This is a genomic window from Streptomyces sp. E2N166 (genome assembly GCF_003671715.1).
Taxonomy (GTDB): Bacteria; Actinomycetota; Actinomycetes; order Streptomycetales; family Streptomycetaceae; genus Streptomyces; species Streptomyces thinghirensis.
In genome coordinates this window covers 1,960,846-1,976,371 of sequence record NZ_RAIF01000032.1, presented here as the reverse complement: position 1 = coordinate 1,976,371, position 15,526 = coordinate 1,960,846, and the positions used below count along the sequence as shown (strand labels likewise).

Below are 15,526 nucleotides of genomic sequence, written 5' to 3'. Positions count from 1 at the left end.
CTGAGAGGGGGTGGGTTGTCCTGCGAGAGAGTGGTCCCTCTTCGTGTCGGCACGGCAGCCGCCGACTGGCCGGTAACCCCGACCTCGCATGTACGCGAGGTGAATGACATCTCGGACGGCGGATCGTCAACGCCGGCGTGGCCGCCTACCCAGTCCCGTCAACGCCGACGTCCCCGACCTGCGGGCGGTCTACCTCGACAACGGCGAGGACCTCGATGCCGCGCCCATCGGCGTCAAGGTCTCGGCGAGGTCGTCGCCGTCGGCGTGGCACCCCCCATCGCCAACGCCGTCTTCCACGCCACCGGTCGCCGCGTCCGCGAACTGCCCATCACCGTGGAAGCTCGGCTCTGAGCCCGGGGCGGCCGGCACACTCGCCGGTCGCCCCGGACCGGAACCTGGTCCTCGGCGGGCGTCCATACCGAACCCTCACCTGTGTCGGCGGCGCTGCCCGATGATGAAGGCGAGTGCGAGCCGGGAAAGGGGCGGCGAGCTGGCGGGTCCCAGGCGCAGCACCCATTCAGGCGTGCGGTAGGAGCTCCGGGCCCGTATCACGCCCCGGTCGTCCCTGAACTCGTAGGCGCCCCACTTAGTACCGGCGAAAGGTTCGACGGAGCCCACCGGCGTACCGTCAAGAGCAAGCAGCGCGTAGCCGCCGGGCGAGTCCTTGCCGGTGCTGCGGATGATGTGCCCGGACACACCGGAGGGGTCCCAGACCACCATTTCCGGTACGGATTTCCCGGCGCGGCGCTGTTCGACCCGGAACATGGGCCGGCCTGCTCGGTCGCGGACCTCCCAGTACGTCGTCTTCACCCCAGGCGCAGCAGGCACGGGCCGGGGGAGCGTGACCACCGAGGCCGAGCGCCGACCGTCGGGCTTGTGCGCGCCCTTGCCCGTGACAATCAGCAGATCCCCGGGGGCGCCGGGTTCCGCGAGGAGCCGGCGGGTGCGCTTCCCTGCCCGGACCTGCTGCACCGTCAGGGCACCGAATGCGACCAGCCAGACCAACGACAGGGAGACAGGCAGAGCGGCAGCCCTTGGGCCGGGACGGTACGGACCCATCGGGCCGACGCGCACCTCGACGGTGTGTCCCGCGTCGCTGCGGCTGAGGCCGTAGATTTCGCCGGAGCCCGTGTCGCCACTGGCGGTGCGCCATGTCCCCGTGCACTTGAGCGGGCTGCGGCCGGCCCCCCGGTCGCACTCGGCGACCTGCGCGGTGGCCCGCTCTCCGGCCAGGAAGGTGGACGTCAGCACCGTGGGCCAGAAGAGTCCGCCGATCATCGCCAGGGGTATCGCGGCACGCAGCAACCAAGATCTCATAGCGCAGCAAACTACAGGGGCGGAACCGGCCGCCACGCGGCCTGAAGCCGCCTGCCCAGCTCCTCGACGAGCGCCACCTTCCCGGTCAGGCACAGTGGCCGATAGTGCCGACCCGACCGCCCCCCTCTTGAGCAGGCCAGGTCAGGCGTCGGCCTTGTCAGAGCGGTCAGCGGGACGTTGACGCAGTCCTTCGTCGGCGCGCCGGGCCTCTTCGAGTTGGTCTTCCAGGATGACGATGCGGCAGGCCGCTTCGACGGAGGTGCCCTGGTCGACGAGTTCGCGGGCGCGGGCGGCGATGCGCAACTGTTAGCGGGGGTAGCGGCGGTGGCTGCCTTCGGAACGCAGCGGCGTAATCCGTCGGGCTGCCTCGATGGCCAGCATGGAACGCGTCGAGGGGCCTTGGTGCCGTACGACACCAAGGCCCCGAGGGATTCGCAACACCATCCGCCGGCCTACTGCACTGCCGGCTTTCTGCTTCCGCGCCGCCCTCTGTCGGAGGGCGGGCAGTTGAGGGATCGCGGATGCGTGACCGTGGGACCACCTTCCATTCCGGGGCCTGCGGTACCCGGGAGAACCGTTCTCGCCCGGGCGATCCTGATGGCGTCCGCCTCCTTCTCTCTTCCGTCTACTACACCTCTCGCACTGCTGTTACTGCTGACGACCCTGGTAAGCCGTCCGGCCCGGCGGCCAGCGGCGGGACCCTGGGAACCTCCGGCCCTGCCACTCCACTGCCGTGCCGCAACCACTGTTCTGCATGCGGGCAGTTCGTCTCTGCCACGCCTCACTGACTTCCTGGCTACAGCAAGACACTAACCCCAACGACGTCCGCATGTCTACATCAGTCACTGGAGATTTCCCTCCAAGCGAGCGACTGGATTTCTGCTCCCATGGCATCCGTGCAGGTGGGACGGGACCTCTTGCCGCCGTCCGAAGTCGGCGAACAGGCCCACCCGTCGGCGCATGGCTCACTGCTCAAGGGGGGTTGACGTGCAGGTACGGGGATGGCCCGCTGAGTGAGAGCCGATCGGAGCGACGAGGCACGGGACGGCGGGCGACGCGATGAAGACGAGCGACGCGGCCGGAGCGACGGGGGCGCTGCTTCCTCGACCTGCGCCGGCCCGTCGGCCCGCCGGACGGCTCCCGCGGTCCTTGGCAGGCGAGGCCTGCCTCCACGTCTCCCAGTGCAGTTCCGTACTGGAGCCGGACGCCGTGATCGGTCCGCACAGCACCTTGCGGCGGACCATCTCGCCCAATAGCACCGACGGCTGCCGACACGGCCGCTACCGTGATGGCTCGACCCCGGGGGATTTCATGGACATCGCAGCCCTGGTGGTGTCAATCACAGCATTGACAGCCACCCTTCTTACCTCCCTTCGCCAGCTCGTACTGGCCCGGCACGCGAACACACTGCCTGCGGTCGTGGGCCTCTTCCAGGAGCACCGCGGTGCTGAGCTCGCCCGCGCTCGTCACATCGTCGTAACCGAACTGGCCGGCCGAGACCTGTCGGAAGGACTGGCTGCCGTGCCCGAGGAGCACAGGCAGCAAGTCCTCAACCTGTGCTGGTTCTACGACAACATCGGCGCGCTGGTCGCGCACGGGGTGGTGCCCCTGGCCCCGGTTTCGGGCTACCTAGGAGGCTCGGTCGTCGAAACCTGGAAAATCGTGCGGCCAATGGCGCTGGCCGAACGCGAAAAACGTCGCCGGCTCCAGTTCCGCGACCCCGAGCGCTGGCAGGCCTACTACGAGAACCTGTACCACCTCGTGGCCACCACGCCACCGCACGAGGCCCGGACGAAAGCTCCACGGTGGCACCGCGCCGGTTCATGACGCAGTCCCGCAAAGGTCCAGGCGGCAAACAGGTCCTACCGGAATGACCGAGTCGAGGCTGCGCTCGGCCTCCTCCGAAGACCGGTGCCAGGTTAGAGGGGGGCAACCCCTGCCCGTCGTGCTGCCGCCTGGCTGAGCCTGAGTGCTGCCTCCTCCTCACCGACCCGGCTCCTCGCGTGGCGCCGGCCCGGTCGAAACCCCTGCCCTTCGTGCCCTCAACGCCCGTCGGCAGAGCGTCGGAGTGGGCGCGGCAGCTACCACGAAGATCACGGCGAGCACGGCCCAACCGCCGACCAGTGCTCCTGTGACGAGAGTAGTGATCATTGCCGGCCCAACGGTGGCCACTGCTCCCTCGGTGCTCGCCGCCAGTCCCTGGTACTCACCCTCGGCGTCGCGGCGCATGAGGCTCAGGGAGAGACCCCAGCGGGAAGCGACGTAGTGCAGTTCGCCGTAGATGTGCGCGGCGAGGCCGGCCAGGACGATGAGGGAGGACAGCAGGGCATCTGCCGGCCAGGCTGCGGCGGCGAGCAGCAGACAGCAGACGGCCAGCGCGATACCGGCTTTCCGGGTCGACCGGACTGCGCCGCGCAGGCTCTCCCCCTGCCGGGTTACGCGCACCTGGTAGAGCGCAATGAACAGGGAGCTGATGACGACGGCCACCGGTGCCAGCCAGACCGGGGCGGCGGTCTGGTACTGCAGCCACAGGGGGAGTCCGCTGGAGAGCAGGGGCCAGCACAGGGAGAGTAGCGCGGTGGTACTCATCAGAGTCAGGAAGGGGATGTCGCGTACGGCACGGGCGCCGGAACTCCGCCGGGCGGCGGGCACGGGCGGGGTGGGCGGCAGGCCGATGAGGACCGCGGCGGACAAGAAGGCCGAAAAGGCCACTGTGACCAGGGCAGCGTAGTAGGGGCCCGCCGTGTCGGTGGACAGGACCCATGCGGCGGCGCCCGCGCCCCCGGCGTAGGTGATGTGCTGCACGACCCGGGCCTGGGCCAGCACCGTGAGGCGCCGGTGGTCCGGCATCAGGAGGTACACCAGGGTGACCTTCACGCCTCGGCCAGACGTCTCGGCGGCGGTGAACAGTGCCGCTGCCACCAACAGGCTCCAGAAGCCGTTCGTGGTGAGGAAGAGCAATACCAGAAGTCCGCGGGCGAGGCTGACGGACACGAAGACCTGACGGGCGCCGTGCCGGTCGGCGAGAGCGCCGACCGGCACGGCGGCGAGGAGGCCGGCCCCGCCGCCGAGCCCCATGGCCAGGCCCATGGAGGCGGCAGGGATCCCCTTGACCGACGTCAGATAGACGGCCCACATGCTGAACCACAGGCCGCCGCCGAAGGCCGACACCGCTTCGGAGTACAGCAGTTTCCGTACGGCCCCGCGTGCCTGGCCCGATCCGTCCCGTACGCCGGCCTTGGACACGGTCTCTGATTTCGGCGCACTGCTGTCCCTCACCTGTTCTCCGTCCTCCCGTTCACACCTGGCCCGCACCTAGTACGGATGGGTCAGAAAGTGCGCCGTACGACAGTGTCGACACTCCGGAGAGAAAGGTACCCGAGCGCTCGGCGCGCGGTAATGGCAATTCCCTCGCAGACACCCGGAGTGAACATACAGACAGACGGCAGAAGCCTGAGTACCCCTTCCCTGGAGGGCTATTCACGGACGTGTCGGAGAGATGCGAACCGGACATCGGATGCGAGGGAAAGCAGGAGGCGGATCCTTGGCATCACCATGACTGGGCTGCGGCTTCTCGGTTGTCAGTGATTTTTGTCGATCCTATTGCTGATGACCGAATAACGACCGCTTCCGGGCATTGACTTGCTCCCCGTGGCGCGGCCTATCGTGCTGGAGTCGCCGCGTTGGCGGACTCTTTGGCCGGGCACCCTGTCGTCGGCCAGGGAGGAATCCATCAGTCATGGATTTCCGACGCGTGGAAGCAAGCACCTCTCAGGTGGCGTCAGCGCCTTCAACGCCGCAGGATCTACGCCCTGGAGCAGCCTTGTCACATTCCCCAGTGAGCATACTTTCCCAGGTCGACTTCAACGGGAATCCGTTGAGCGACGAGCTGTTGGCGAAAACCTTCCACCAGTTGATGGACGAGCACGGATACGTCCTCATGTGCAATGTCCTGGACACCTTCGACCAGGTCAGGTTCTGCCGAGAACTCGGCACCTTCGTGCCCAACTACACGGGCGCCGTGGTCGGCGACGTCCGCCCGGAGCCGGGTATGGACGACGTCTACCACGCGGGCAACACCCGCCCCCTGACCCCGCACACCGAGGGGTACGACTTCGCCGTCCTGCCGCCCCGCTACATCGCCCTGTGGTGCGTCACTCCGGCCTCCGGGGCCGGCGGCGAAACCACGCTGTGCGACACCCGGCCCTGGGTCCAGGCCCTGCCGGACGAGGAGCGCGAGCGGCTGCTGGACCACGCCCACGACTGGAAGACCACCGAAGGCGTCCAACGCCTCGGACTCGACCTCAAGACCCGGCACCCGATTCTGGAGGAACACGAGAAGGGACTCATCGTCCGTTTCAGCTGCAACAACCTCCTCCGGGAGGACGACGACCCGGCGGCGGACCTTCAGGAGCGCTGGCAGCGGGCCTTCGAGGCCGAGCACATCGCCGTCACCTACCAGCGCAACGACATGCTGGTCTGGGACAACTGGCGGTTGCTGCACGCCCGCAACGCGTTCACCGACCGCAGCAGGCACCTGCGGCGCATCCAGGTAGCGGCTTGACCTTCCAGAAGGAGAAACCCGTGCACCGCACCATGCTCCACGGAAAGATCCACCGCGCCACCGTCACCCAGGCCGATCTTCACTACGTCGGTTCCCTCACGCTGGACCGCGACCTCATGGACGCGGCCGGCCTGTTACCCGGTGAGCAGGTCGACATCGTCGACATCGACAACGGCAACCGGCTCACCACCTACGTGATAGAGGGCGCCCGCGGCAGCGGAGTGGTGGGAATCAACGGTGCCGCCGCCCGCCTGATCTCCGTCGGCGACCTCGTGATCATCATCGCCTACGCCACCGTCAGCGACGAGGAGGCGAGGACGCTGAGGCCCGACGTCGTCTTCGTCGACCGCCACAACCGCCCGCAGGACATCGGCACCGACCCCGCCCACGTGCCCGCCGAGACGGACGCCGCGCAGTTGGTCCGGGGCGACCAATTGCTCGAAGGAGCTGCCTCGTGACCTCTGCCCCGCCCTTCACCGCCGACCAGGTCGAACTTCCCGCGACCTTGACCCACTACGACGCGGAACTGCGCCGCGTGCTCCACGAAACCGCGGGTGAGGCACACCAAGACGCCGCGGGCTTCGCACCGCGCTGGGAACTGCCGCGCCCCAGCCCGGCGCTGCACGCCTTCTTCGCCCCCAGCACGATCAGCGCCCACCCGCTGACCGAACACCATGGCCGCCGCGTGGCACTGCTGCACCTGATGCACAACCCACGCACCCGCACCACCAAAACCTACGCCTCCCTGGTGATCGTCGCGCGCGCGGTCGCGCACATCGAACGCACGGGAGAACGGGTTGTCATCCTCACCCCGTCCAGCGCCAACAAGGCGACCGCACTCAGGGACGCCGTGCTGCGCGCCCATGAGTGCGGCCTGGCCACACCACAGGCCCTGGGCATCGCCTGTGTGGTTCCCTCCGCCTCACGCGCCAAGCTGTGGCGCTCCGCCCTGTCCGACGACCCGGACCTGCGCCGGACCAACCCGCTGACCGTGCTGGAGACGGCCGATCCGGGCAAGGTCAAGGAACTTGCCCGCACCGTCACCGACACGCTGTCCCCCGCCCTGCACCAGGAGCACGGTGTGCGGCTGTGGCACTCGCTGGAACTGCTCAACTACGCCGTCGCCGACACCGCGCGCGCCCTGTTCGAGCGCGACCAACTGCCCGCCGTACCGCGGCTGCACGCCCACGCCGTGTCCAGCGCCTTCGGACTGCTGGGGCACTTCCACGGGCAACGGCACATCACCGGCAAACAGTGGCCGGACACCTCGGCCGGCTACTTCCTGGTCCAGCACCTGGGCACCCCGGACATGGTCTCCAGCCTCTACCACGACCGCTTCGACTACCGGCCGAGCTGGACGGAGCGCGACGGGCGGCTCGTGCAGGACCACGACCCTCACTTCCCCCAGGTCGCCTACGCGCCCGACGAACAACTCGACGCGACCTTCTACACCCGCCAGCCTGCGACCTCACCACGCATGAACGAGATCATCCGCCGCCAGGGCGGTGGCGGCATCGTGGTCTCCCTGGCGGAGTGCCTCGACCGCTACCCGACAGTGCGCTCCCTGCTCACGTCCACCGGTGTCCGACTGCCCGCCGACCCGCGTCACCTGCGCGAGTGGTCCCTGGTGATGGCACTGACCGGAGTGCTCAACGCCATCGACCGCGATCTGGTGGACACCGACGACATCCTCGTCCACGGTTCCGGTTCCTACGCCGCCGGCGACTACGAGGCGGTTCCCGAGGAGCATCTACGGCCGGTCACGGATGCCGGAGAACTGGCCCTCGCCGTACGTGAAGCGGTCAGCTGACCGCAACGGCGCGGGGCCGCGCCCGGTCCGCGCCCCGCGCCACCCCAGCCCTCCCGCCGCGACAGGGAGCCCCTTTGCTGCTCTCACCCCGCTCGTTCGAACCGGCCACGCCCGCCCGCCCGGCCGCCCCGCACCCGGCGGCCGGGCTCGTTTCCGCACTGCCCGCGCGCCTGCGCTACACCTGGAACAACAGTCGGCACCCGGCTTGGCGAACCACCCGGAGCCGCGTCGACGACGCGCCGTCGCGGGTGCAGGCCGTCGTCTCCCGTGAGCGGCACGGTCTCTTGGACATCGCCTACGTGGGGCTCCCCGCCGGCCGCACCAACATCCTCCAGCTGCTGGAACACCAGCGAAGCATGCTCGGCATGGACACCGGCGGCCGGGAACAGGCCCTCGTAGCGTGGCGCGATCTCGCCCGTGGCGCGCTGCCTCCGGCCGACCTGGTCGTCATCGGGGCCGAATCAGGTCGACTGGCCCAGTTGCCTGCGGGACACGGCATCACCGCACCCTTCCGCATCCATCTCACGGTCGACGTCCCGGCAAAGCTCGACGACCTGGAACGGCAGATCTCCAAGCGCGAACGCTGGCAGTTCCGCCGTGACCACGCACGACACGACTGGGCGTGGACGGAGGACACCACTCCTGACGCCCTCGAGTTCTTCTACCTGCGCATGCATCTGCCGACCATGGCGACCCGGCACGGCGACCGAAGCCGCACCGAGGCATGGCCAGTTGCCCGGTACGCCGTCCTGCCCAGCGGCCGTCTCTTCTTCCTGACCGACGCGGGTCACCGTGTGGCGGGCGTCCTGTGCCACTGGTCGGCCGACGGCACCACGCTCACCACCCGCCTGCTGGGCGTCCTGGACGGCGACGAGCAGCTCTACCGCGACGGCACCTTCAAAGCGGTCTACCACCACCTGCTGCGCTGGGCACAAGCGCAAGGCGTCCCCCGCGTCGACTTCTACGGCACGGAGGCGTTCATCAGCAAGGGCATCTTCCAGTGGAAACGCCGCCTCGGCCCGCGCGTCGAACTCCCACCGAATCACTTCTCCACCAAACGCATCCGCCTGTACGCGCGCCGCGACACCCCCGCCCTGCGCGACTTCCTCGTGGCGAACCCGCTGCTCTCCCACCGGCCGGACGGCTCACTCGTACCGGTCTACTTCACCGACGGCCAACGCCCGCCCCGACTCGACCTCAGCGCCCGCTGTCCCGGTATGCCGGCCCCGCACACCCTCCCGATCGGCTCGCTCTTCGCCGGCACTGTCCCGACGCCGGTACCGGTGACGCCATGACCAGCGCCCCGGCCCGTGCGTGGGCCGTACTGGGAACCGGAGCGTTCGCCCAGGGCCTGCTGCGCGGCCTGGCCCATCGCCCGGAGCGCGTCTCCACCGTCCACGTCATCGGCCGCACGCACCAGCGAGCCCGCGGCGTGGCCGCGCTCGCGACCGGACACGGAACACTGGCCGGCACGCACGTGCGGTTCGTCCCCCACGACGCCGGCCTCTCCCCCGCCGACCGGCTACGCCCCCTCCTGCAGGCCCTGCGACCGGCGTTGCTGATCGTCTGCGCCTCACCGCAGTCGCCGAGCGAGGCACGCACCCGGGACTCCGACTGGTCCCGGTTGCTGCGCCGGGCGGGCTTCGGCGCCACACTGCCGCTCCAGGCCGCACTGGTCCGCGACTCCGTACTGGCCTGCATCGACGCCTCACCCGGCACGCGGGTGGTCAACGCCTGCTTCCCCGACCTCGTCAACCCCGCGCTGCACGCCGAGGGCCTGCCCGTGCTGTGCGGCCTGGGCAACGTCGCCACCCTCGCCACCGCGACCCGCGCCCGGCTCGGCGTGCGTGACGACCGCCGCCTGTCGCTGCTGGCACACCACGCACACCTGAGCGCCCCGGACGACCCGCGTGACGAGGCCGCCGGATGGCTGGACGGCGCCCCGCTCATCGAACTGCCGGAGGTGCTCGGCGAGGTCCGTGCCATGCCCCGCGACTTCCTCAACGAACTCGGCGCCCAGAGCGCCGTGCCGGCGCTGCACGCCCTCACCGACCCCGCCGCCTCCTACACGGGTCACCTGCCGGCGCCACACGGGCTGCCGGGCGGCTACCCGGTCCGCATCGCCGGCACCGTCCTCTCACTGCGGCTGCCGCCAGGGTTCTCCCGCGCCGAGGCCGTCGCCTTCCACCGCGAGCGCGAGCACCTCGACGGCGTGCGGCTCGGCGAGGACGGCCTGCTGCGCTTCACCTCCGGCACGCACGCCGCCCTTCGCGCCTACGGAGCCGAGCTGCCCACCGCCTTCCGCCCCGCCGACCTGCCTGACCTGAGCCGACACCTCCTCAAACTCCGGGACCGGCTGCGGCAGACCTCCGTCTCCCCGCCCGACCAGAAGGAAAGCCCATGACCACCACCCCCTCCACCCCGTCCCCCTACCTCCTCGGAGCCAGGGACGAGGAGCGCCGACGCCTGATCTTCCAAGGGGAGCTTCTGAAGGACGACACACACGCCCTACTCGACCGACTGCCGCTGGGCAAGGGCGGCCGAGCCCTCGACGTCGGCTGTGGACCGCTTGGCATCATGGACGCACTGTCGGAACGAGTCGGGAAGACGGGCCAGGTCACGGGAGTGGACGCCGAACCCCGCATGATCGAGATGGCCCGCCGCACCATCGACGAACACCGATTGTCCAACGTCTCGCTGACCAGCGCGGACGCGGCGGACACCGGTCTGCCGCAGTCCTTCTTCGACCTGGTCCACACCCGCCTGGTCCTCATGAACGTCCCCCACACCGACCAGGTCCTCGACGAAATGGTCGCCCTGACCAAGCCCGGCGGCACCGTGGCCGTGCAGGACGTCGACTGGCTGACCCGGATCTGCGAACCGCCCCACCCTTCCTGGGACCGCCTCGTCACGGCGATCGCGGAACTCTGGCGCCGCAACGGCATGGACGTGCTGCTGGGCCGCCGACTGCCCGGCATGCTGCGCCGACGAGGACTCCAGGACGTCCAGGTCCAGGCGTCGACGCACGTCTTCCAGCACACCGACCCGTACCAGACCCTGCTCGTCGACCGAGCCGAGCTATGCCGATCGGCCCTCACCGAGCACGACCTCATCACCGACGCCGAACTGGACGACCACATCGAAGCGCTCTCCCGGCACCTCGACGATCCGGGCACCCTGGTCGTACACGCCACACTCTTCCAAGCATGGGGAACACGGCCCGTCAACGCATGACGCCGGCCACATGGCCGGGCAACCGGACGTGTTCGCCGCTGAGGCGGAGGTCGGCCAGGACCTCGCCGCGGTGGACTGGTCAGCGACTCCGCCGGACCCACCGGAGCAGTGGACGCAGAGCCTGCAGACCGCGGTGAACATCCCGTTGTCGTGCCGGTTGCCACTGCGCGATGACTTCGGTGCGATGGTCGGCTTCGGTGCGATGGTCGGCATGCTGTGCGTGGGCAGCGACGACCGAGCGCGGCTCGGCGAACGCCGGATGGCGCCCCTGCGCGACGTCGGCTCCGACCCGAGTGTGGTCCGCACCGAACAGGAAGTGCTGACGTTCGCGGACCAGCAGCTGAACCGCAACCTGCGAATTCCGCCCTTCGCCCTGCCCTACCTGCTCCAGCCCGACGGCTCCGCACGCCTGCCATCGGGCAGACCCTCCCAGTGTCGTCGACGACCCGAACGCCTCGCCGACCGCTCGCGAGTGGGCAGCCAGCAACGCCGATCCGTCGGCATCGGCGATGGTGGGGTGCAGCACGACCTTCCCGGCGGCGAGAACGGCTTCCACAGCGGCCAGACACGAAAACCGCCGCCCCAGTAGGCCGACTGGGATACACATGCCCCAACAGGCTCGAAGTTCCCGCAGTCCGCCGAGGTCAGCCGGTACACGCGGTGAGCAAGGCAGTGGTGAAAGCAGCCGATCATCCGGTCGAAGACGTCCCTCTGGCCGGAACAGCCGGGCCCGGCCGTCCAGCCCCGTGGATCGCTCACCGATTTGACCGGATGCTGCCTCCGTTTTACTTTCAACGTATACGGAGGCAGCATCCGTTTCAACGCGGCCGCAGGATCTCGACAGACAGGAGGGCGTATGAACGCCGACGCACAGCGGGGGCGCAAGCCTCGCGCGGACGTGCAGCGCAATCGCACGGCCCTCCTGGAGACCGCACAGCGGCACTTCCTGCGACACGGGGTCAGTACCTCCCTGGAGGCGGTAGCCAAGGAAGCGGGCGTCGGGCCCGGCACCTTGTACCGGCACTTCCCCACCCGGGAAGCGCTGCTCGCGGCCGTACTGCAGACGCGCTCCGAGGAGCTCATGTCGCGTCAGGCGGGCATCGAGCAACTCGATCACCCGGCCGAGGCATTGAAGCAGTGGCTGCAGGCGATGGAGGAGTACTTCAGCGCCTACAACGGCCTTCCGGAGCCGCTCATGGCCGCGGCCAGGGCCCAGGAGCCGGACAGCCCGCTCACCATCCCCTGCGACCTACTCATCACCGCCACCGACCGGTACGTGCGAGCGGCGCAGCTCGCGGGGCACGTGCGCGCGTCGGTACGGGGGTACGACCTGTTCCTCGCGGCCTGCTCCATCGCCTGGATCAAGGGCAACGGCACCGAGGCGGAGTCACTAGACCGCCTCCGCTCGCTTATCGCGACCGGTTATCTCGAGCGGGACATCCAGGCGTAGCAGCTCGGACACCCGCTCCACACCTCCCGCCATCCACCTCCGATCCGTCCTCGACGCACCCCACAATTTCCGGCTGCGCACTGGGCAGCCTCGCCTCGCGCTGCCCCTCTGGGCTGGCGCGACCCTCAAAGGACACATCATGAGAATCACTGTTATAGGCGCTGGCGCCATTGGCGGGAACCTCGCCTTCAAGCTCAGTGCCGCCGGTCACGACGTACAGGTGGCCAATGCCCGCGGGCCCGAGACCGTGCGGGCCGAGGTGCTGGAGTCCGGGGCTCGCGCAGTGGCCTTGGCGGAGTCGGTCCAGGGCAGGGACGTGATCGTCCTGTCGATCCCGTTCGGAGTGGCGGGCCAACTCGCTGACCTGCTCACGTCGGCGCCCGACGAGACAGTGGTCATCGACACCTCGAACTACTACCCGGGCATGCTCAGCGAGCCGATCGAGGCGGTGGACAACGGGCAGGTGGAGAGCGGGTACACCGCCGAGTTGCTCGGCCGTCCTGTCGTCAAGGCGTGGAACGCCGCGCTGGCCGAGACCCAGCGCACCCGGAGCGTCCCGGCGGGGGCCCCCGGCCGTATCGCCATCCCAGTCGCCGGCGACTTCGACGAGGCGCGGAAGGTGGCCATGAGCCTGGTGGACGATACCGGCTTCGACCCGTACGACGCGGGCACCCTGGCCGACTCCTGGCGTCAGCAGCCCAACAGCCCCGCCTATTGCACGGAGTTGACCCTTGCGGAACTGCCGGCGGCCCTGGCCGCGGCCGACCGTGTCAAGGACGCGGCCGTCCGCGACAGCGTCCCGGAACGCTTCGCCGCCCTCCCGGCCAACCCCTCCCTCGACGACGTCGTCGAGATGAACCGCGCCGCTCACCGGTGACCCTCCCGGTGCCCGGGCCCCCGCGCCGAACCGCGGCGACCGCCGGCGGCGGTGACTGCTCGCCGTGGAGAGAAACAATCTTGCCCGGCACCTCATCATCCTTCACCGACCTCGCACGCTCCCGTCGCTCCCCCCGCAAGTTCCTGCCCGCCCCCCTGCCCCCAGCGGAGATCCGCGGCGTACTACGTCGCGTGTCTACCGCTCCAAGGCGGCCAGGTCGATGGCCTCGGCCATGACCCGATAGCCGGCCGGGCTGGGGTGGATGTGGTCACCCATGTGCAGGCCGTCCTGGATGCGGCCTGTGCCGTCAGCGTCCAGGACGTGGTCGAAGTCGACGAGGGTGTCGTACTCTCCGCCAGTGCGGATCCACTCGTTGACCTGGGCACGGATGGCCTCGCCCCTGGCGGACCAGCCTGCAGACCGCCGGTAGGGGGTGAGCGTGGCGCCCACGACTTTGACCCTTCGGGCGCGGGCGGCGCGGATCAGTGCGCGGTGACCGTCGATCAGCCGCCGCGCGGTGACTGGCGGGGTGTCGCGGCCGGGCTCGCCCGTCGGGTCGTCGCTCAGCTGGATGTCGTTGGTGCCCATCAGGACGATCACCGTGCCGACCCGCGGCTGGTCGAGGACGTCCCGTACGAACCGCGAGATCCCCGCGTCACCGCCGAGGGCCGAGTCGGTGAGCAGCTTGTTGGAGCCGATACCGGCGTTCAGGACCGGGCGGGGACGACCGGCGGCGATCAGGCGCTCGGCGAGGACATCGGGGTAGCGGTCGTCGCCGTCGATGGTCGCGCCGAACCCGTCGGTGATGGAGTCCCCGAAGGCGACGACCGCGTGCGGCAGCGGGCGTCCCCCGGCGGTCTCGACTCCTTCCAGGAAGTACCAGGATCCGAACGCGGGCTCGACCTTGTCGGTGTAGGCGATGGCGTCCGGGTCGCGGTGGTGGTCGCCTTCGGCGCGGTAGGTGGTGGTCATCGACACCTGGTGGTAGGTGGCCGGTCCGGTGGCCGCCTTGGAGTACAGCGTGATCGTCAGCTGTTCGCGTGGTTCGGTGGGCAGCGCGACCGGGTCGCTGACGGCGCGGCCCTGTGCGGGGACGGTGGTGGAGGGGGAGCCGGCGAACCTCAGGGTACGCATGGTTCCCGGCCGTACGGCCGCACCGGAGGCGGTGCGGCCGACGCTGGCGCCTGTGAGGTGCAGGGGTGTGGTGCCGTAGGCGTTGGAGACCCGGATCCGGACCTCGGTGCCGCCGGTGTTCACGCGGACGACCTGCCGGAGCGACTGGTCGCGGAAGCCCTGTTCGGCCCAGGTCTCGAACCACGGTGCCCCGGAGGGCCGCATGACCGGCGTTGTCCATGCACCGTGCCAGACAGTGCGGGTGGCGGACGCCGGACGCGTGGTCTCGTCAAGTGATACCGGTGTCGTTGATGCGGCTGGTGTGAGCAGCGGGGGGTAGAGCTTGGGTGAACTCATGGACGATGCTCTTCCTTCCGTGGGCTTTCGTGATCCGGGGCTCTGGCAGAAGTGGGCTCGGTGGAATCGGAGCGATGGCCGAACGGGTCCGGGACGGGCCCGGAGGGGCATGGTTCGCAAGGCCTTCATGGCCTCTCCGTGGCCGTGTCCGAGGGGTCTGCAGGAACTAGCCGGCCGGGGCCGTACGCCACTGCTCGGCCATCGGCACACCGGGCAGCGGCTTGCCGATCAGCGCGAGTGGGATGAAGAAGTTGACCTGCCCGATCGCCATGGCGAGGGTGGCGAGCGCCTTGGCGTCGTAGTGCTCGGCCGCCCGTGCGTACAGGGCGCCGGAGACACGCTCCCCAGGCCCGCCCGGCGTGAGCACGGCCTCCACCAGTTCCAGCGCGACCCGCTCGGCGTCGGTGAAGTAGGGGGCGTCCTTCCAGGAGGCGACAGCGGCGACCTTCTCCTCCGGCACCCCCGCACGGCGCGCGTTGCCGGCGTGCATCACCGTCAAGTACGTGTTCTCGACCAGCTGCCCGGCGCGCAGTTGGACCAGGACGACGGTCCTCCGCGGAACCGTTCCGTTTCCGACGATCTTGAAAAGGGCGGTGCTGACGTCGGCGAGTTCGGGAACCAGCCGCTGCGGGTCGGAAAAGCGGGAGGTCAGGGCGTCGAGGTTGTTCTCAGTGGCGTCCGTTGCGTTCACCGGGAGTGTCCCTTCCAGGATGCGGGGCCGTTCGGGCGCGCCCGTTCGGCTCGTTCACTGCACTGACGTTCCGGAGGAAACGAAGGTGACCGGCTGCGCCCGACAGCTTTCCG

The 15,526-nt window shown here is 69.5% G+C and carries 14 protein-coding genes and 2 pseudogenes; 11 read left to right on the top strand and 5 right to left on the bottom strand.

The window, feature by feature from the left end:
- Positions 1-119: 119 nt before the first annotated feature.
- A pseudogene (locus EBH09_RS39645) lies at positions 120-351 on the top strand (xanthine dehydrogenase family protein molybdopterin-binding subunit); the annotation flags it as partial.
- A 75-nt stretch (positions 352-426) separates the two neighbouring features.
- On the opposite strand, the gene EBH09_RS36085 reads toward EBH09_RS39645, so the two are convergent.
- Together EBH09_RS36085 and EBH09_RS36080 are read right to left on the bottom strand one after the other, a co-directional pair.
- Positions 427-1,317, bottom strand: a complete 891-nt coding sequence (locus EBH09_RS36085) for a hypothetical protein (RefSeq protein ID WP_153182733.1) — start codon at positions 1,315-1,317, stop codon at positions 427-429.
- A 141-nt stretch (positions 1,318-1,458) separates the two neighbouring features.
- Positions 1,459-1,698 (bottom strand): annotated as a pseudogene (locus EBH09_RS36080) (MerR family DNA-binding transcriptional regulator).
- An 828-nt stretch (positions 1,699-2,526) separates the two neighbouring features.
- On the opposite strand from EBH09_RS36080, the gene EBH09_RS36075 reads away from it, so the two are divergent.
- Positions 2,527-3,144 (top strand): hypothetical protein, encoded by a 618-nt coding sequence (locus tag EBH09_RS36075; protein ID WP_153182732.1) that lies wholly within the window; start codon positions 2,527-2,529, stop codon positions 3,142-3,144.
- A gap of 156 nt (positions 3,145-3,300) precedes the next feature.
- Here EBH09_RS36075 and EBH09_RS36070 read toward each other — a convergent pair whose 3' ends face one another.
- Complete coding sequence (locus tag EBH09_RS36070) at positions 3,301-4,596, bottom strand: MFS transporter (protein WP_153182731.1); 1,296 nt, start codon at positions 4,594-4,596, stop codon at positions 3,301-3,303.
- Between the two features lie 559 nt (positions 4,597-5,155).
- On the opposite strand from EBH09_RS36070, the gene EBH09_RS36065 reads away from it, so the two are divergent.
- The 9 genes from EBH09_RS36065 to EBH09_RS36025 all read left to right on the top strand — a co-directional run bounded on the left by EBH09_RS36065 (position 5,156) and on the right by EBH09_RS36025 (position 13,252).
- The gene (locus EBH09_RS36065; protein ID WP_202977442.1) at positions 5,156-5,881 is read left to right on the top strand and encodes a TauD/TfdA family dioxygenase; all 726 of its coding nucleotides are present in this window, start codon (positions 5,156-5,158) and stop codon (positions 5,879-5,881) included.
- A gap of 20 nt (positions 5,882-5,901) precedes the next feature.
- The gene (gene panD, locus EBH09_RS36060) at positions 5,902-6,339 is read left to right on the top strand and encodes an aspartate 1-decarboxylase (RefSeq protein WP_121751188.1); all 438 of its coding nucleotides are present in this window, start codon (positions 5,902-5,904) and stop codon (positions 6,337-6,339) included.
- Positions 6,336-7,691, top strand: coding sequence for a DUF6002 family protein (locus EBH09_RS36055; RefSeq protein ID WP_121750956.1), 1,356 nt, complete (start codon positions 6,336-6,338; stop codon positions 7,689-7,691). Before panD ends, EBH09_RS36055 begins: the two co-directional genes overlap by 4 nt.
- A gap of 74 nt (positions 7,692-7,765) precedes the next feature.
- Complete coding sequence (locus EBH09_RS36050) at positions 7,766-8,986, top strand: GNAT family N-acetyltransferase (RefSeq protein WP_121750955.1); 1,221 nt, start codon at positions 7,766-7,768, stop codon at positions 8,984-8,986.
- Entirely contained in the window at positions 8,983-10,095 is a 1,113-nt protein-coding gene (locus tag EBH09_RS36045) for a potassium transporter TrkA (protein WP_121750954.1), read from the top strand. The genes EBH09_RS36050 and EBH09_RS36045 overlap by 4 nt, the downstream gene beginning before the upstream one ends.
- Positions 10,092-10,925 (top strand): methyltransferase domain-containing protein, encoded by an 834-nt coding sequence (locus tag EBH09_RS36040; protein ID WP_121750953.1) that lies wholly within the window; start codon positions 10,092-10,094, stop codon positions 10,923-10,925. Before EBH09_RS36045 ends, EBH09_RS36040 begins: the two co-directional genes overlap by 4 nt.
- 133 nt (positions 10,926-11,058) lie before the next feature.
- Positions 11,059-11,514: a hypothetical protein gene (locus EBH09_RS40035; RefSeq protein ID WP_345940971.1), complete on the top strand. Its 456-nt coding sequence runs from the start codon at positions 11,059-11,061 to the stop codon at positions 11,512-11,514.
- Between the two features lie 267 nt (positions 11,515-11,781).
- The gene (locus EBH09_RS36030; RefSeq protein ID WP_121750952.1) at positions 11,782-12,375 is read left to right on the top strand and encodes a TetR/AcrR family transcriptional regulator; all 594 of its coding nucleotides are present in this window, start codon (positions 11,782-11,784) and stop codon (positions 12,373-12,375) included.
- A gap of 139 nt (positions 12,376-12,514) precedes the next feature.
- The gene (locus tag EBH09_RS36025; RefSeq protein ID WP_121750951.1) at positions 12,515-13,252 is read left to right on the top strand and encodes an NAD(P)-binding domain-containing protein; all 738 of its coding nucleotides are present in this window, start codon (positions 12,515-12,517) and stop codon (positions 13,250-13,252) included.
- 195 nt (positions 13,253-13,447) lie between these two features.
- Here EBH09_RS36025 and EBH09_RS36015 read toward each other — a convergent pair whose 3' ends face one another.
- On the bottom strand, positions 13,448-14,590 hold the full coding sequence (locus tag EBH09_RS36015) for a GDSL-type esterase/lipase family protein (protein ID WP_121750950.1): 1,143 nt from the start codon (positions 14,588-14,590) through the stop codon (positions 13,448-13,450).
- A 298-nt stretch (positions 14,591-14,888) separates the two neighbouring features.
- Complete coding sequence (locus EBH09_RS36010) at positions 14,889-15,413, bottom strand: carboxymuconolactone decarboxylase family protein (protein WP_121750949.1); 525 nt, start codon at positions 15,411-15,413, stop codon at positions 14,889-14,891.
- Between the last annotated feature and the right edge of the window lie 113 nt (positions 15,414-15,526).